Annotated in this window: 15 protein-coding genes and 2 pseudogenes; 3 read left to right on the top strand and 14 right to left on the bottom strand. The window is 52.6% G+C overall.

Going from position 1 to position 18,072, the window contains the following annotated elements:
- Positions 1–4: 4 nt before the first annotated feature.
- The 5 genes from B9L21_RS09150 to B9L21_RS09170 all read right to left on the bottom strand — a co-directional run bounded on the left by B9L21_RS09150 (position 5) and on the right by B9L21_RS09170 (position 7,817).
- Entirely contained in the window at positions 5–1,579 is a 1,575-nt protein-coding gene (locus B9L21_RS09150) for an AMP-binding protein (RefSeq protein WP_063166113.1), read from the bottom strand.
- 115 nt (positions 1,580–1,694) lie between these two features.
- Positions 1,695–2,474: an enoyl-CoA hydratase/isomerase family protein gene (locus tag B9L21_RS09155; RefSeq protein ID WP_063166114.1), complete on the bottom strand. Its 780-nt coding sequence runs from the start codon at positions 2,472–2,474 to the stop codon at positions 1,695–1,697.
- Positions 2,475–2,543: 69 nt separating this feature from the next.
- The gene (locus tag B9L21_RS09160) at positions 2,544–3,404 is read right to left on the bottom strand and encodes a 3-hydroxyacyl-CoA dehydrogenase family protein (RefSeq protein ID WP_063166115.1); all 861 of its coding nucleotides are present in this window, start codon (positions 3,402–3,404) and stop codon (positions 2,544–2,546) included.
- Between the two features lie 104 nt (positions 3,405–3,508).
- Positions 3,509–5,728 (bottom strand): helix-turn-helix domain-containing protein, encoded by a 2,220-nt coding sequence (locus B9L21_RS09165; protein ID WP_063166116.1) that lies wholly within the window; start codon positions 5,726–5,728, stop codon positions 3,509–3,511.
- 100 nt (positions 5,729–5,828) lie between these two features.
- Entirely contained in the window at positions 5,829–7,817 is a 1,989-nt protein-coding gene (locus B9L21_RS09170) for an acetoacetate--CoA ligase (protein WP_063167363.1), read from the bottom strand.
- Between the two features lie 237 nt (positions 7,818–8,054).
- On the opposite strand from B9L21_RS09170, the gene B9L21_RS09175 reads away from it, so the two are divergent.
- From B9L21_RS09175 to B9L21_RS09185, 3 genes are read left to right on the top strand one after another with little or no spacing between them, the layout of a single operon-like run.
- Positions 8,055–8,309 carry a FeoA family protein gene (locus B9L21_RS09175; RefSeq protein ID WP_044744400.1) on the top strand — a complete coding sequence of 85 codons (255 nt, stop codon included), beginning with the start codon at positions 8,055–8,057 and terminating at the stop codon, positions 8,307–8,309.
- A complete protein-coding gene (locus B9L21_RS09180) occupies positions 8,302–9,036 on the top strand; it encodes a FeoB small GTPase domain-containing protein (protein ID WP_063166117.1) in 735 nt (244 codons plus the stop codon). The genes B9L21_RS09175 and B9L21_RS09180 overlap by 8 nt, the downstream gene beginning before the upstream one ends.
- A complete protein-coding gene (locus B9L21_RS09185; RefSeq protein ID WP_063166118.1) occupies positions 9,005–10,399 on the top strand; it encodes a nucleoside recognition domain-containing protein in 1,395 nt (464 codons plus the stop codon). The genes B9L21_RS09180 and B9L21_RS09185 overlap by 32 nt, the downstream gene beginning before the upstream one ends.
- A gap of 249 nt (positions 10,400–10,648) precedes the next feature.
- On the opposite strand, the gene B9L21_RS09190 is transcribed toward B9L21_RS09185, so the two are convergent.
- The 9 genes and pseudogenes from B9L21_RS09190 to B9L21_RS09225 form a co-directional block, all read right to left on the bottom strand.
- Complete coding sequence (locus B9L21_RS09190; protein ID WP_063166119.1) at positions 10,649–11,275, bottom strand: histidine phosphatase family protein; 627 nt, start codon at positions 11,273–11,275, stop codon at positions 10,649–10,651.
- Between the two features lie 61 nt (positions 11,276–11,336).
- Entirely contained in the window at positions 11,337–11,504 is a 168-nt protein-coding gene (locus tag B9L21_RS09195) for a hypothetical protein (RefSeq protein WP_225995645.1), read from the bottom strand.
- A gap of 186 nt (positions 11,505–11,690) precedes the next feature.
- Positions 11,691–11,909 (bottom strand): annotated as a pseudogene (locus B9L21_RS18060) (zinc ribbon domain-containing protein); the annotation flags it as partial.
- Positions 11,910–12,086 (bottom strand): annotated as a pseudogene (locus tag B9L21_RS18195) (DUF5634 family protein); the annotation flags it as partial.
- A gap of 77 nt (positions 12,087–12,163) precedes the next feature.
- Positions 12,164–14,143, bottom strand: a complete 1,980-nt coding sequence (locus tag B9L21_RS09205) for a putative bifunctional diguanylate cyclase/phosphodiesterase (protein ID WP_063166121.1) — start codon at positions 14,141–14,143, stop codon at positions 12,164–12,166.
- Positions 14,144–14,276: 133 nt separating this feature from the next.
- Entirely contained in the window at positions 14,277–15,014 is a 738-nt protein-coding gene (locus tag B9L21_RS09210) for an IucA/IucC family C-terminal-domain containing protein (protein WP_063166122.1), read from the bottom strand.
- Positions 15,014–15,826, bottom strand: coding sequence for an ABC transporter ATP-binding protein (locus B9L21_RS09215; RefSeq protein ID WP_063166123.1), 813 nt, complete (start codon positions 15,824–15,826; stop codon positions 15,014–15,016). Before B9L21_RS09215 ends, B9L21_RS09210 begins: the two co-directional genes overlap by 1 nt.
- A gap of 18 nt (positions 15,827–15,844) precedes the next feature.
- Positions 15,845–16,897, bottom strand: coding sequence for a FecCD family ABC transporter permease (locus B9L21_RS09220; protein WP_063166124.1), 1,053 nt, complete (start codon positions 16,895–16,897; stop codon positions 15,845–15,847).
- Complete coding sequence (locus B9L21_RS09225; protein WP_063166125.1) at positions 16,894–17,895, bottom strand: FecCD family ABC transporter permease; 1,002 nt, start codon at positions 17,893–17,895, stop codon at positions 16,894–16,896. The genes B9L21_RS09220 and B9L21_RS09225 overlap by 4 nt, the downstream gene beginning before the upstream one ends.
- Positions 17,896–18,072 lie beyond the last annotated feature (177 nt).

The raw sequence follows: 18,072 nt of genomic DNA on the forward strand, positions 1-18,072 counted from the left end.
CATATTAACGAAGGGTTGATTTTAATTGTTCTTCCATCATTTCCCGAAGGGCTACTTTTTTAATTTTTCCACTCGGTGTGACAGGCAGCTCTTCGACAAACACAATGCGGTCCGGCACTTTATAGTCGGCTACTTTGCCTTTCAGGTATGCCTTCATCGATTCCTCATCTTCTATGCAGTGAGGCCGCAGTTTTATGACGGCACAAGAGATTTCTCCTAAAACCGTGTCTGGCAATCCGATGATGGCTACCTCCATGACACTCGGATGTTTGTAGAAAATTTCTTCGATTTCCCGAGGATAAATGTTGTAACCGCCGCGAATAATCATTTCCTTTTTGCGCCCTACAATCCGCACATACCCGTTTTCATCAATCGTCGCTAAATCCCCGGTATAAAACCATCCTTCCTCATCGATCACTTCCCTCGTTTTTTCCGGCATTCCGTAATATCCTTTCATGACGCCAAAGCTTCTGCAAGCCAACTCCCCTACTTCACCAGGTTTCACCTCTTGGCGGTTGTCATCAACGACTTTCACCGCCGCCCCTGGTACCGCTTTTCCCACCGTCTCTGAACGTACGGAATCGCTGTCATCAAAGCCTGTAATCGTTAAAGTAGCGGATGTCTCTGTCAGCCCGTACGAAATGACAACATCGCATCCCATTTGCGTGCGAATTTTCCTTACCACTTCCTCAGGACACGGAGCGGCGGCGATAATGCCCGTACGCAACGAAGACAATTGATACCGGCTGAAATTCGGATGGTTCAACTCTAAAATAAACATCGTCGGGACGCCGTGGTGGATCGTCACCTTCTCCTGTTCAATCAACCTCAGTGCTTCTTCCGCCTTATATTGTTCCATAAAGACAAGACGCGCTCCGCATAACACCGCTGATAGTATGGAAGGAACCATGCCAAACACATGAAAAACAGGAACAGCGACTAAAAACACGTCATCCTCGGTACATTTCATGGCTTCGATCGTAGCGTTGGCCGAGTAGAATACATTTTGGTGCGTCAACATCGCCCCTTTTGGCTTTCCTGTTGTACCTGATGTATACAAAATCGCGAAGACATCTTCTGCGGCATCGATAGTGATTGAGGGAACAGCGGGAGAACGTTTTCCTAATTCGATTAAATCAGCAAACGAATGATATCCTTTCTGTTGGAAGCGTACGGTAAAAATATATTTCAGCGAGCTGCCCGCTGACGGGTGCGATGTAAATATATCGATATGGCCAAACTCACCCATAAGAAAAGCGGCCGTCGCTTTCGAATTTTCCAGTATATAAACTAACTCTTCTGTGCGGTAGCGCGGATTGCAAGGAACAAGAATGGCGCCAAGGCGGGCGAGACTAAAGTAAATGACCATAAATTCGTTCCAGTTAGGCAAGCAAACAACCACTCGATCCCCTTTTTGGATTCCTAACACCGCCAAAGCGGAAGCCATGTATTCGACACTGTCGACTAGTTCTCTATACGTCATGCGTCGGTAGCCGTCATACGCTACCTCTTTCCCCTCGGAAACCCGTTGAAAGGAACGGTTTAACACTTCATGCACGGTGAAAGATTTTCCTGTCATCCACAACACCACCCTGTCTTAATTTTTCAATCCCTTTGATTTGAACACAAGGACGGTTGATGACCGAATTCAGTGTGCAGTTATACCGGTTTTGTTGCTCTCCTTACGGCCGAAATTACTTGCCGACAAACACCGGCTTTCTCTTTTCGGCAAACGCCCGCATGCCTTCTTTTCGATCTTCGGTCGCAAAGGCGTTTCCAAAGCAGGCAGTTTCCACCATCAACCCTGACTGCAAGTCAACATTGGCTCCCGTGTTGACCGCTTCTTTGAGCATGCGCATGGCAATGGCCGGTTTTTGCGCCAATTTTCCGGCCCATTCTTTCGCCGTCGGCAAAAGTTCGTCGGATGGGACGACTTTGTTTACCAAATGAATGGCAAGCGCCCGCTGGGCATCGATCATTTCGCCGAAATAAAGCAATTCTTTCGCCACCCCTTGACCGACGATGCGCGGCAGCCGCTGCGTCCCGCCGCCGCCCGGAATAATGCCGAGGTTGACCTCTGGGAAGGCAAACTTGGCATTGTCAGAACAAATGCGTAAATCGCATGCGAGCGCTAGTTCGCAGCCCCCTCCGAGCGCCAGCCCGTTCACCGCCGCGATCACCGGTTGGGATGCGTTTTCAATTTTCGAAAACGCGCTTCGCGATATTTTGTTCATTTCCATCATGCCGGCCAAATCCAAGTCCATCATTTCATGAATATCGGCACCGGCCACAAACGCTTTTTCTCCCGTTCCGGTAATGACTATCGCCCCCACTTGTTGGTTGGCTTCGAGCTCATCGATCAAGGCAGATAGCTCTTGAAACACTTTTGTATTCAACGGATTGAGCGGAGGGCGGTGAATGGATACAACCGCCACTCGGTTTTCGATTTCACATTGCAAAAATTCGTAGTTCACAACTCATTCCTCCTCCTAGAATGTTTAGCGACGTAGTGGTGGCGTACAACGAACATCGCCGTTTCACCCTTATCGGGCATCATCGTAATCATAAAACCCGGCTCCTGTTTTTCGGCCGAGCCTTCCTGCCCGGACAAGCTGTCTGAGCAATAAAGGAGCGGCAAACCGATCGTCCTTAAACTCTTCGTAAAAATAGTCCATAACATGAAGGCCGATATCGACTCCGGCGAAATCTTGCAACGTAAACGGCCCCATCGGGTAGTTCAAACCGAGCGTCACTGCTTTATCGATGTCTTCCATCGAAGCCACTCCCTCCTCGACGAGGCGAATCGCTTCGATAAACTGCGGAATCATAATGCGGTTGACGATGAACCCCGGGGAATCTTTTTTCACCTCAACCGGCTCTTTTTTCAGTTTCCGGGCGAGCTCTTTCACCTGCTCCACTGTTTCATCGCTCGTTTTGTATCCGCGTACTACTTCGACGAGTTTCATCAGCTGCGGGGGATTGAAAAAATGCATGCCAACGACTTGGCTTGGACGGTTGGTGGCAGAAGCGATTTCTGTGATGGACATCGATGATGTGTTCGTCGCTAGGATGGCGTGTTCTGGTGCAATGTTGTCCAATTGTGAAAAAACTTCTTTTTTCACCTCCATGTTTTCGATGACCGCCTCAATAATGACATCCGCCTGCTTCATGTCCTGCAAGCTGATCGATCCCTTCACCCGTTCTAGCGCCTCATGTTTTTGCTCGGCGGTCAGCTTCCCTTTGGCCACGCTTTTATCCATAAATGCTTCCATTCGCGAGCGCGCTTTTTGCAGCGTATGCTCGTCGATGTCTACTAAAATGACATTAAATCCTGACAACGCAGCTAAATTGGCGATGCCGCCTCCCATCGTACCGGCTCCCACGACTCCGATCGTTGCTACCATTCGTCAAATCCTCCTTTATTTTTTGAATTTTCTATATTATCTTTGCTATTAATTATAAAAAAGGTGAATATAAAAAAATACCTGCATGATGCAGGAAAACACGCTTATCTTTTCAGCGATTTGGCGGAGGACAGGCCATATAAATCGTACAACTTTAACGCCATCATCAAGTTGAACCGCTGCTCTGCCCCGCCTAAGGAGAAGCCGAGCATTTCTTCAATCTTTTCGAGCCGATATTGAAGGGTGCTGCGGTGAATATACAGCTTTTCGGCGGTTTCGGTCAAATGGCCGTTGCAATCGAGAAAGACACGAATCGTTTGCAGCCAATCCACGTTTCGTTCCGCCGAATGCCGGATCAACGGGCCAAGATATTTGTCGACAAACAGTTTCGCCGCCTCCAGCTCTTTTAAATGGTGCAATACCGTGTACGCCCCAAGCTCGTCAAAAAATGCCAAGCTTGTCCCTTGAAAACTATGGAGAATGACTTGCAACGCCTGTACCGCCTGCTGATAGCAAAAATAATAGTCACGGATCGATGTTGTTCTCCCCCCGATCCCTAAAAGCGCTCGGCAAGACGCCCCCTCCTCCTTCATCCACTCGTTGATCCGATGATGCCACTCGTTCCAATATTTCGCGGGCTGCTTCCTCTCCTTGCTTGCCGGAACGATCAAAATATACCGATCGTCGATGGCCCCGTATAAGAGAGCAGGGTCTTCGATGGCGATCCGCGCTTTTAAGCGGTCCCATAACGCTGTTCTCTCGACATTCCGCTTGAACAAATCCACCTGCTCTTCCGATTCAGAAAACTGCAAATGCAAGACAGCAATGCGATGCTCATCAAAAATATTCCACTGAAATACATTAGCGTATTGGATAATGCTCTCTTCCTCTTCGATTTCCGCGGTCAACAGTTTATGCAAAAAGCTATCTTTCAGCTGTTCCCTTGTATCAAAAACAAGCTTCTGTTTCATAAACTGGATGGAAAAAATATTAAGAGCCAGTTCGACGCTGAGACGGAAAAAATCATCGATTTCTTGCGGATGCACATCAATGGCTAAATAACCGACCACGTCTCCCCCGCTGTTGATCGGCCAAACCGTCAGCGAAACGTCCGGCCAGCCATCAAGCAGGATATATCCCCCCATTCGGCTTTGCCCAACGGCTTGTCTTAATGCCTCGTTGGCGATGTCTTGCAGCTGCTGCTCGCTTAGCCGCCCCAATTCATAAGCGATCGGCCGCGTAAAGCGGTCAAAGACAATGACCGCTTTACCAAACATTTGGCTGAATGTTTTCGTAATGCCATGAAAGTTTTCATACCGGATCGTCTCTTTCATCAATTTTTGTTGATATTGAAGGAGAAGACGGAGGCGATGGGTATGATCCCGTTCCTGCTGATACAGCCGGACATTTTCTAGCATGACGGCAACGTAATTAGCCAGCATGTCTAAAATTCCTACATCTTCTTTCGTAAATGTTCCTTCGTTTTTTCGTTCGACGTGCAAGACACCGATCGTTTTGAAGTTGACAACAAGCGGAACCGTTAACTGATCCCCGCCCGGTTTCTCTAAAAAGGGAAAATAGTCGCTTACCCGGTAGTTATTTTTCATCATAATTTGCTGCGGGCCGCTGACTTTGCCATACGCAGGAGGATGAAACACAAAGCTATCGTCTTCTTCCCGGTACAAATACATACAGGCACCGCCCGCGTTCGTCCCTTTTCCGGCCCGCTCGACGATTTTTTCAACAAACCGCTCAAGCGGCGTATCGAGCGAAAAGTGTTGCGCAAGCCACTCGAGGCCAACCATTTTTCGCCGCTGACTTTCGTTTTTCTTGGCGACCGTAATGGCTAGGGCGACATCCTCGCCGAAATCGTCAAACAGTTGCCGCGCCTCGGCCAGCAGCGAAACATAGCGCCGAAAACCGATCATACAAATGCCGTATTCGTTTTCTTCATCTTTAATTGGAACGCTAAACCACGTTTTGATCCCATTTCTTCTCAATAAGTCAATCAATCGGCATGTGCACGCTTCATCCACCTCTTGAAACGTCGTGCTCCCTTCAAACAGACGCGGCAGGCAGCTGGTAATCGCGATGGGCGGATGAGAAATCCCACGGCGGAAATCGCCCTGATACAATGTCGGTACGACATCATCCCCTTCCTTTAACACGATGGCGATCAAGTCACATTCCAGCTCCGCCCGAAATGAAGTCACTAAGTATTGCAGCGCTTCTCCTTCTGTATTAAACTTGACGAGTTTTCGCGCTGTCGTTCGCAAATGGCTTTCAATTTTTTTCATCAGCCTTTGCCGCTTGCTTTCATCCATAGCCCCTGTCCCCCTTGCTTATGGTCTTTCGACAAACAGAAAGGTTGTTATTAAGCCCATCTACTTAATAACAACCTTTCGCTCCGTTTCGGAAAAGAGTTCAGCTCGTTTTTGATTTCGCTGCCAATGTTTTTGCCAGTTCGAGGAAAAAGTCGAGCGCCTCCGGATTGGCCATCGAGCCTGGGTTGACCGCTTTTTCGAGCGGGAAACCTAAGAGCAGCTTGCGGATCGGAATTTCCATTTTCTTTCCGTTTAACGTTTTCGGGATTTGCTTTACCTCGTAAATGTCGTCCGGAATAAAGCGCGGCGAGACATGCTGCCGGATCGACTGGCGGATGCGTTCTTTCAGCTCATCATCGAGCGCCACGCCCGGCTTGAGGACGACAAACAGCGGCATGAACGATTGCTTGCCCATCATTTCTAAATCGACGACAAGGCTCTCAAGCACCCCGTCGACCGCTTCGACGGCGCGGTAAATTTCACTCGTGCCCATGCGGACGCCGGCGCGGTTGATCGTTGAGTCGGAGCGGCCGTAAATGACGCAGCCGCCTTGTTCATCAATCTTAATCCAATCGCCGTGCTTCCAGACGCCCGGATACGTGTCGAAATAGCTGTTCCGGTACCGCTCGCCGTCCGGGTCGTTCCAGAAAAAGAGCGGCATCGATGGCATGGGCTTCGTAATGACGAGTTCACCGACCTCATTCACAAGCGGCTGGCCGTTTTCATCAAATGCTTGTACATCAGCGCCAAGCGCACGGCACGAGAGGACGCCGGCGCGCACCGGCAAAATCGGCGAACCGACGACAAACGCGGTACACACATCCGTTCCGCCGCTGCACGATGCCAGGCAAATGTCATCCTTCACATTTTCATACACCCAGGCAAACCCTTCAACCGTGAGCGGTGAGCCGGTCGAAAGCACGGCCTCAAGCTTCGATAGGTCATAGTGCTCTTTCGGTTTGAGGCCGAGCTTCATGCAGACGTTAATAAACGCCGCGCTCGTGCCAAAATGGGTGATCCCCGCTTTCTCTGCGAGTTCCCATAAGACGTTGCCATCCGGGTACGTCGGGCTGCCGTCATAGAGCACCACGGTCGCCCCAGCGAGCAACCCGCCGATCAAAAAGTTCCACATCATCCATCCGGTCGTCGTGAACCAGAAAAATGTGCTCTCTGGCGTCAAGTTATCGGCAATCGACAGCGCTTTCAAATGTTCGAGCAAAATGCCGCCATGCCCTTGGACGATTGGCTTTGGCAAACCGGTCGTCCCCGAAGAATACAAAACCCAAAGCGGGTGGTTAAACGGAACGTCTTCATAGACAAGCTTCGCCTTATTGGCGACGACATCGTCCCACAGCACCACCCCGTCACCGGGCGCTTCGAGTTGTTCGCGCCAATACGGAAGCAGCACCGTCTTTTTCAATGACGGCAGCTTGGCGCGCAACTCCGAAACGACCGGCATTTTGTCAAACTCTTTGCCGTTGTATTGGCAGCCATCGATGGCAAACAACACGGTCGGCTCGATTTGCACGAACCGGTCGATGACGCTGCCGGCGCCAAAGTCGGGTGAGCAGCTTGACCAAATGGCGCCAATCGAGGCGCAAGCCAAAAACGCCATCACCGTCTCTGGAATATTCGGCATATAGGCGACAACGCGGTCGCCGCGCTTCACCCCCATTTCCCGCAGCGCTTGGGCGATCGCCGCTGTCTTTTCGGCCAGCTCCTGCCACGACACTTCCCGATACGGGACGCGCTCAGAGCGGAAAATCAGCGCCGGTCGGTCAGCGCGCGCATGACGGAATACATGTTTCGCATAGTTGAGCGTCGCCCCGGGAAACCATTCCGCCCCCGGCATCTTCCGCTCCCGCAGCACACATTCGTACGGTGTCGCTGCCTGCACACCGGCATATTCCCAAACCGTTTCCCAAAACTGTTCAAGCTGTTCGACTGACCATGTCCATAGCTGGCGGTACGAGGCAAACGACAGCCCTTTATGTTCTTTCAGCCAGTCCATATACCGCTGAATGTTGGACTGTTTGACTTGCTCGTTTGTTGGTTGCCAAAGGATCGTCCCTTCCGTAATCGCTTTCATTTGATCGTGCGTCAATGGACGCCGTCACCGCCTTTCTGCCAATAGTTTGTTCAGACTATTCATATGATAACATGATTTCCTACTGTTTTGAATAGTTGTCGGTTCGACAACTCTGTCAGAAAAAGAAGAAGCAAATGGGTTGACAACAGCGAGGCAACTGGAATATGATAAATTCAAAAGTTGGTCTAATCCAAAAAAATGTCCTTAACAAAAAATATTAACCGGAGGGAAACTTTTATGGCAAAAGCAAAACACTGCCGCCTCTCCGATACGAAACCGGGTGATCGCTTTCGCATCGAAAAGGTTGATGTTCCTGATCCTGTGTTAAAAAGGCGGTTGCTCGATTTGGGATTTGTACCCGGCGGGGAAGTGAAGGTTGGACAAAGAAGCCCGCTTGGCGACCCGACCGCCTATCGCGTTTGTGGAACGACGATCGCATTAAGGAAAGAAGAAAGCGACTATATTTACGGGGAGAAGATTCACCATGACTGATAGGACGTATACAGTTGCCCTAATGGGAAATCCGAACACCGGCAAAAGCACGTTGTTCAATGTCTTAACGGGCCTGCGCCAACATACCGGCAACTGGCCCGGGAAAACGGTCACTCATGCGGAAGGAGAATGCCGCCACCGCGGCGCATTGTACCGGATCGTCGACTTGCCGGGAACGTATTCGCTCTATTCCAATTCAGCCGATGAAGAGGTGGCGCGCGATTTTCTTCTGTTTCAACGTCCTGACGTCACGGTCGTTGTCGTCGATGCGACGGCATTAGAACGCAACTTGAATCTAGCGCTTCAAGTATTGGAAATGACCGATCGGGCCATTGTCGCCATCAATTTGATGGATGAAGCGAAAAAGAAAGGCTTTCACATCAACACAAAAAAATTGGCTGCCAAACTCGGTGTGCCGGTCGTGCCGATTTCGGCCCGCAACCGGGAAGGAATCGATGCACTGCTTGATGCGGTGGATGCCATGGCGCATGGCCGCATTCACACCACCCCGCTTTCCATCCGGTACAGTCCGGAAATCGAACGAGGCATTGCCAAGCTCTTGCCCCTTGTCAAGGAACTGATGGGTGACACGCATCCTGCTCGCTGGATCGCTCTTCGTCTCCTTGACGGTGATGCATCGCTGCTTCAAGCGCTGAAACAACCGCCGCAACGATTGATCAAGGAGGGGAACGCGTATGCCTGCTGCGGATCTGTCAAATCAGTTTGACCAGCTCATGAACGAAGCCAAGTCATTAGCACCGGCTGACACGCGTGAACAGATCGTGTCTGCCATTTTCCAAACGTCCGCTGCGCTTTCTCAAGAATGTGTCACGCATACAGCGGCCGCAAAACGCGATCGAACGGAACAAATTGACCGCATCGTCACGTCGAAGCGGTGGGGATTTCCGATTATGCTGGCGCTGCTCGCCGCTGTCCTGTACATGACAATCGCCGGCGCCAACGTCTTTTCCGATTCGCTCGCCCGCTTGTTCGGAACGATCGAAACGTATCTCACCATGGCGTTTCAAGCGATGCACGCCCCCGACTGGCTGCACGGCCTCCTTGTGCTTGGTCTATACAGAGGCACGGCTTGGGTTGTCAGCGTGATGCTGCCGCCGATGGCCATTTTCTTTCCCGTATTCGCGTTGCTCGAAAACTACGGCTACTTGCCCCGTGTCGCCTTCAACATGGATCGCTTGTTTCAAAAAGCGGGAGCGCATGGCAAACAATCGCTGACGATGGCCATGGGCTTCGGCTGCAACGCGGCGGCCATCATGTCGACGCGCATTATCGAATCGCCGCGCGAGCGGATGCTCGCGATTTTGACGAACAACTTCGTCCCGTGCAACGGACGTTGGCCAACGCTGATTTTGCTTTCTTCCTTATTTATGGCAGCCGGCTATACAGGTGGATGGAACACGTTCGTGACAGCAGGTGTGGTCGTCGCCATGGTGTTGTTTGGCATCGTCGTCACGTTGACCGTTTCATGGGTCTTATCCAAGACGGCCTTGCGCGGCATTCCGACCCATTACACGCTGGAGCTGCCGCCGTACCGACGCCCGAAAATCATGGAGACGATCATCCGGGCCACCCTCGACAAATCACTTTATGTGCTGAAACGGGCGGTAACGGTTGCGGCGCCAGCCGGCGTAATCACATGGATTCTCGCCAATCTTCATATCGGCGACACAACCGCGCTGGCCGCTTTCGCCCACTGGCTTGACCCATTTGCCCAATCATTGGGATTGGATGGCTACATTTTGATGGCGTTCGTTTTAGGCTTGCCAGCCAATGAAATTGTCGTGCCGATTTTGCTGATGGGCTATTTATCCGCGGGGGCGCTCATCGAAGCCGATGGTCTGCATTCTCTTAAACAACTTTTGCTCGACCACGGCTGGACGTGGCTCACCGCCCTCAATATGATGCTGTTTTCCTTGCTTCACTACCCATGCGGCACGACGCTCGTCAACATTTACAAAGAAACGAAAAGCGCAAAATGGACGTTCGTCGCCTTTGCCTTGCCGACAGCGATTGCCATTGCGGTCACCTTTACGACCGCACAGCTGGCGAGATGGCTCGGGCTCGTATAAACGGCGCAGCCCCGCTTCCCGATCGAGGAAAACGGGGCTGTTTTTTTGGACAACTAGACTTGATAAGAAAAAGCAGTTCTTCACCAAACGTTGTACTGGAAGGCGCCCACTCATAGCTTTCATCCATTTCTTGAATCATGAATGAGGTTGCATGATGGCGCAAGAAACCGATCCGATTGGCCAAGCGCATATTATGGCGATGAACCGAAGAAACAGCGCCGCCTCCAATTCTCCATCCTTCTTCCCTATCTATACTTCCTTGACTTCTTCTAGATGGGAAACATCGCCTTCCACAACCAGGTGAAACACGTCCGCATTCACCTCCACAATCGTCACGCTCGTGCCGTACATATACGGCGGCGCCCACAGCTGGTCAAGCGGCGCGCCCTTGAACGCCGCCACAAGCGTTTTCAGCACGACGCCGTGGGTGACGATTAACACCGTTTCTCCCTCGTGCCGCTCGATGATGCGCCGCACCGCTTCAAGCGCCCGCTGTTGCACGTCGCAAAACCGCTCGCCACGCTGTGGAGCGTACAGATGGGGGGCGTTCCAAAAATGGTCGAACGCGATCGGATCCATTTCCCGGATCTCGTCATGCGTCTTGCCTTCCCAATCGCCAAGACGAATCTCGCGCAGCCGCTCGTCTTGATAGATCGGAATGAGCCGCCCGCCGCGGACGAGCTCGGCCGTTTCCAGCGCCCGGCCGCTTGTGCTTGTGTAAATCGCGGCCAATTCCACCGCTTCAAGCCGCTTTCCAAGCCGCATGGCGTCTTGCCGCCCTTTTTCCGTGAGCGGCGAGTCTTGCCATCCTTGCATCCGCTTTTCGACGTTCCACTTCGTTTCCCCATGTCTGGTCAAATACAAGGTTGTCCCCATGTGTTCCTTTGCTTCTCCTCTCTATTCATCTATCGATCATTCAACCGCCCGCTCAGGCAAGCTAGCCAAAAAAGCGCTCGCCACATCGTTGCAGAGAAGCGATCGTATCGTGAAGCGGCGGGAGCGCTGTGCTGCTGATGAGCTGCGCCTCGATCGCATACGCGCGCCGCTGCAGGCGCAGCACCATAGCGGCCGTTTTCTCATCTGCGATCTGAAGTTCCGCAATCATGTTCCTCTCCCTTTCGATGGCGAAAAAGCGGCCGAGCCCGGCCGCTTGTCGTTAGTCAACTACCCCCACTTCGCTAACACTTGAAGTGGGGGCTTGCAACTCCCCAGAAGTACGAGCGGACTTCGTCCTCCTTCCTTGACTTGGGGTTGCATCAGGGGCAGGTTGACAGCTGCCCAACGACGCAGGTCATGCCTGTGTCGTTCCTTCAACGATGTACTCTATTCCTTTTCGTTGAAGGTTCATAGCACCAATGCGGTCATCGTTTGAGGTATATCCGCATGTTCGACAACAAAAGGTGTGTGTACGTTTCTTTCGATTGGCTTTTTCCGTATGACCACACTTTGGACATGTCAAAGAGGTGTAATGCGGAGCAACCACCATCACTTTTGACCCATGCAAACGTGCCGGCATGTGAATGGTGATCATCTCGTCGTCTTTGTTGATCGTATAACCGATATAATAGCGATTGCCTTCACCATGCTCTTCAAAAATGCCGACTTGGTCGAGGCCATACGCTTCCATCATCGGCTCAAGCGTGTCGATAAACTCGTCGATCACGACGCTTCTTGGCACAAATTCCATCTTCTTTTCCTCCTCTTTGCCCATGCTCAATGTTAGTGTGCGGCAAAACGAGGAAAAGAATGAACGGAAATGATCGGCTACGCCGGCGGTTCGCCGCAAGCGTTGCGGTTGTGTTCTTCTAGCCATTGTTGCAGCTTTTCCGCTTCAAGCGAACGGCTGAAATAAAATCCTTGCGCGTAGTCGCAATCCATTTGCGACAGAAGCGCCACTTGCGACTCCGTCTCGACTCCCTCCGCCAACACTTCAATATCCAAACTTTTGGCTAAATGAATGATCGTATCGACAATCGTCGCATCTTTCGAATTTTCCGCAATGCCTTGAATAAAACTGCGATCAATTTTCAACAGCGACACCGGCAAATTGCGGATATACGCGAGCGAAGAGAAACCGGTGCCAAAGTCATCGATCGCCGCCTGTACACCAAGTCGCTGCAGTTCGGTTAAAATGTGTCTTCCTGTCTCAATGTTTTCCATCAGCCCGCTTTCTGTCACTTCTAAAATGAGCCGATCAGGCGCTAGCCCCGTCTCGCGCAAAATGCGCTTCACATGCTCGACAAGTTCGGGGCGGTTGAGCAAAAACGGCGATAAATTGACCGCTAACTTCAGTCCGGGAAATTTTCTTTCCCATTCTTTCACTTGGCGGCACGCCCGTTCCAACACCCATAGCGTAATTTCAAAAATAAAGCCGCTCTCTTCAGCCAGCGGGATGAAATCAAGCGGCGGAATGTCGCCAAGCGCCGGGTGGCGCCAGCGCAACAGCGCCTCAACGCCCATTGCCCGGCCTTTGGCAAGCCTCACTTTCGGCTGATAGCATAAATAAAACTGCCCGCGCATAATAGCAAACGGCAAATCTTGCTCAATCACCGCATGCCGATGTTCCGTCGGCCGATAAAAGGCATAGCCGTTCCGTCCCCGCTCCTTCACCTCATACAGCGCCTGATCGGCGTATTTCATCACTTGCTCGATCCGGTCGCTGTCTTTCGTGAAAAAAGCGATGCCGATCGATAAGGTCGATTGGATGAGCTGTTTGTCGTAATAAAACGGCTCATGAAACGAGCTGACAAGCCGCTCGGCCAAGGCGGTCATCTCCGTTTTCGTGATGTTTGGCAACAAGAGAACAAACTCATCGCCGCCGACGCGCGCGAAAAAATCACCATGACGCAGCGCCTGCCTAACGCGTTTCACCGCCTCGCGCAAAAAATAATCGCCGGCTTGATGAGAAAAATGGTCATTGATCCATTTAAATTTGTCAAAATCTAAATAGCATAGGGCAAACGGCGTACCGCTCGCGATCAACTCATCGATATGCCGCTCGAAATAGCTGCGGTTGGCGATGCCGGTGAGTGAGTCAAAGTAGGCAAGCTGACGCAGCTTTTCCTCATACTGCTTCCGCTCGCTAATATTTTTTACCGTGACAATGACGCAGTCAAGCACGCCTGCTTCATCGACGATCGCTTTTCCTTGCGCCTCCATCCAAACCCATTCGCCATGCCCGTCTCGCTTGCGGAACTCTGCCGTTTGCGCCTCGTATGTATCATACAGCTCATCCAGTTTTTGGGTTACGACCGGCACGTCATCGGGGTGGACAAACGCCAACACCTCATCGTATGAGACCGGAGGGCGCTTGTTTGTTTTTCGCTTCCATGACGGCGGGATATACGATAATTCCCGATGGCGGGAAAAAATCAAGACATAGTCGCTCGAATGTTCGACGATCAGCTGCAGGCGCCGCTCCGCTTCGGCAAGCCGCGCTTGCAACCCATCCACTGAGGCTTGGCGGCGCAGAACGCATAGCATGGCCGCCGGTTGGCTGCGCTCGTCGATGATTGGCGACATGACGGCGACAAAAGCGCCGCCGGGCAATTCAACCTGAAAAGCGACCTTCTGTTCTTTCATCCGCTCGGCCAACGCTCGTCCCTCAGCGGCGAGCGCCTTTTTCTCGTCCCGGCTCAGGGCCAGACGGCCAAAGGCTGGATTTTGATAAATGATGACGCCTTGCCAATTCAAGATAACGACTGCTTCTGTGAAGTGATGGAAAAAGGCCGTATACTTGTCCATGCGATGGTTACCTCGCCATTAATCGAAATATACCGTGACCCTCACTTCCATTTTTACGAAAACACGAGCAAAAATCAACAAATTTTGCAAAAGTTTTGCCAAAAACATGAAACTGCCCGCTAGCGGCCGGCAGTCACCCCGTTTGCCGCTGGCGGGCTTTGAGCGGACACGTTTGGCAGCACGTTCCCCCTTTTGTTTGGACGTAAAGGCAGCACGTCGTCCGTTGCATGCCGCTCGCTCCTTTAAAGAAGCGGCGGAGCGGATTGTCCTTTTGGCCAAACAGGCGGCCATCAGCTTCATGAACGAGAAAGCGGAAATCGTCCCGCAGCCGATCGGCGACCGGGGCAAGCGACTCATCCTCTAACCAACGTTCATATACCCAATACACATAAATGGCGACATTTTCCCATAAGATGAGGGGCGAGATGCGCGTCAGACGCCGCAACCGGGCGATGAGCGGAGCGAACAAACCGGCGAACACGTCGCGAACGGCCTGCTCGCGCCAACCGCTGCGCTCAATGCCGCACATCTCCGCTTCCGGCGGCGCAAGGCGAAAGCGCGGCATCCAGGTCTCTCCTTCACCGTCCGTATCAAGCCAAATGCGCCCAGGCTCGAGCACAAGCCGCTTGTTCCATGCCGACATGGCGTATAAAGCCATCGGCGCTAAAAAGCTTAGACGCTTGACAAGCATCGACGCCGCAACGGCGTCATTCGCCGCCCCCATCTCATCACGCACGTGCGCGACATACTTAGCGAGCTGTTCGTCATCATGAACCAGCCAGGCAAACAACATCGATGACGAGACATCAGCAGCTTCGCTTGAAAAACGGTACGTTTCCAACGCTTTGACTTCTTCTTCGCTTAACCTCATCACGATACGCCTTCTTTCTGTAGGATGCGCCGCCCTTTTCCGTACGGGATGCAAAGCGGGGTGCCAAAGAGCGGATCGTACGTAATTTGGCAGTCCATCTGAAACACATCTTTTACGAGCTGGCGGGAAATGACGTCTTCCGGTCTCCCTTCGGCGTACACTGCCTTGTCGCGAATGGCGACGAGATGATGCGCATAGCGGCAGGCCAAGTTTAAGTCGTGGAGCACCATGACGATCGTCCGCCGTTCTTTTTCATTCAGCTCAAACAATAAATCTAAAATGTCAATTTGATGTGCCAAATCAAGATACGTCGTCGGCTCGTCAAGCAAGATGATGTCCGTTTCTTGCGCCAGCGTCATGGCGATCCATGCGCGCTGGCGCTGTCCGCCGGAAAGCGAATCAACCGGCCGCTCGGCGAGCTCTGTCAGCCCGGTCGCCGCCAAAGCGCGCGCAACGGCACGCTCATCTTCTTCGCTCCATTGCTTAAGCCACGTTTGGTATGGGTAACGCCCTTGCTTGACGAGCTGCAGCACGGTCAGCCCTTCCGGAGCGACAGGCGACTGCGGTAAAATGGCCAACCGGCGGGCGATTTCCTTGGTCGGCTGTTTGGCAATCTCTTTTCCATCAAGCAAGACGGCGCCGCCTGCCGGCTTTAGCAGACGGGCCAAGGCGCGCAGCAACGTCGACTTGCCGCAACCGTTCGCGCCGATCAACACCGTCACTTTCCCTTTTGGAATCGTTAAATGCAGCCGATCAATAATCAGCGTTCCCCCATATGATAAAGTCAATTCTTTCGTCTGAAGCGCGTGCATGCTTGCCCCCTCCTTCATTTATGCCTTCCGGCTTTGATACAATAAATAAATAAAATATGGCGCGCCAAGGGCGGCGGTAAATACGCCCGCTGGAATTTCTGTCGGCGCTAACAGCATTCGCCCGGCGAGATCCGCTCCCATGACTAACACGCCGCCTAACAGCGCAGCCGTCGGAAGCAGCGCACCAAACGCCGAACCAACAAGCCGGCGCGCCATATGCGGCGCCATCAACCCAACAAATCCGATGCCGCCGGCAAAGGCGACCGCTCCCCCAGTGAGCGCTGTGCTCAGCAGCACAAGCCCTAGCCGTTGCCGTTCGACTGCACTGCCAAGCCCAATCGCCAGCTCGCCTCCTAACTCCTGCACGTTGACGTGTCGGGCTGCGAGCATGGCCATAAGGAGCAGCCCGATGATCGATGGCGCCATGAACGAGACGTGTTGCCAAGATGCGCCATATACGCTGCCGGTGATCCAAACGTTCGCCTGGCTCGCCCGGTAAATCGGCCCGACGATCATCAATAACGTTGTCAACGCCTGCATCAGCGCGGAAATGCCGATGCCGATCAGCACGAGCCGAAGCGGGGCGAGGCCGTTTTTCCACGCCAGCATATACACGAACCAGGCGGCGGCCGTAGCCCCCAAAAAGGCCGCGAGCGGCAGCCAGTGGATGCTGACGGTGAGGGAGTTGTTTTCATCACTAAACAGCGCCAAAAAAGCGACGACCGCGGCCGCCGCTCCGCCGGTAATGCCGAGCACATCCGGCGAAGCGAGCGGATTGCGCACCATCCCTTGCAAAATCGCGCCCGCTGCGGCAAGCGCCATTCCAGCTAGCCAGGCAACCAACACGCGCGGCAGTCGAAACGTCAAAATGACCGTCTGATGAATTTCCTCTCCATAGCCAAGCAGCGCAGCGGCCGCTTCCAACGGCGAAATGCGCATCTCCCCGCTGCCGATGCTGATAAGAAAAAGCAGAACCGCCGCCGCCCCGAACGCGGCGATCACGACAGCCGCTTTTTTGTCATAGAAAAACGATACATAGCTTCCCATCCGGACAGTGACGTATTTTTTCATTTTGCAGTGATCCCCCTGCGGGCAATGTAGACGAAAAACGGAACGCCGATCAATGCGGTGACAATGCCGACTGGCACTTCGCGCGGCATGAGCACATAACGCGCCCCAATATCAGCAGCCAAAAGCAAAATTCCGCCAAGCAAGGCGCAGTACGGAAGCAGCCAGCGGTGGTCTATGCCGGCCAGCGCCCGCGCCATATGCGGCACCATAATGCCGATAAAGCCGATCGGACCGGCAACAGCGACCGAGCCGCCGGCGAGCAGCACGACTAACAGGGCGGCGGCGGCCTTGATCACATTCGTCCGCTGCCCAAGTCCTTTTGCTACATCGTCTCCCATCATCAAAATGTTGACATGGCGCGCCAACAGCATGGCTCCGAGCCAGGCGGCGGCCAAATACGGAAAAACGGCGGCCAATAGCTCCAGCTTCCTGCCGGCGACTGACCCGGCCAGCCAAAAGAGCACTTCTTCGAGCGCCTTTTCGTTCATTGCCAACATCCCTTGCGTCAACGAGGCAAATAAGGCAGCGACTGCTGTGCCGGCAAGCGTCATCTTCAGCGGTGTCAGCCCGTCTTTCCCTGCGGCGCTGATCACAAACACGATCGCCGCCGCGGCCGCCGCCCCAATAAACGCGACCCATGACAACATTTGCAATGAAGAGATGGAAAAAAACGTAACCATCACGACAATGAAAAAGCCAGCCCCGGCATTAATACCAAAAATGCCCGGCGAAGCGAGCGGGTTTCGCGTCAGCGCTTGCATGAGCGCCCCGGCCATCGCTAGGCTCGCGCCGACCGCCGCGGCAATGAGCGCCCGCGGCAACCGGACCGTCGCCACAACTAAATGGGCGTTCGAACCGTTGTTGTCGATCAAGGCGGCTATCGCCTGCCGCCAGTTCGTATCAGTATACCCGTACACAACGCTCATCCACATGGCGGTAAGAAGCAAGATGAACAGCCCAATGAGGCCAAACGCTTTTTGACGGTTCGTTGCTAACATTCTCCTGAGATCTCCCTTGCTTCATTAATTATATATCTACCGTTAAGTCTATTTGATAATGACTCTCATCGTCAATATTTTTTACCGTCTTTTTATGATATTCTCATGATTTTTTCATTTTTTTATTGACAATGATTATCACTGTTATTTATTATATTAGCGTAAATGAAACTCATT

The sequence above is a fragment of the Geobacillus uzenensis genome (assembly GCF_002217665.1).
Taxonomy (GTDB): Bacteria; Bacillota; Bacilli; order Bacillales; family Anoxybacillaceae; genus Geobacillus; species Geobacillus subterraneus.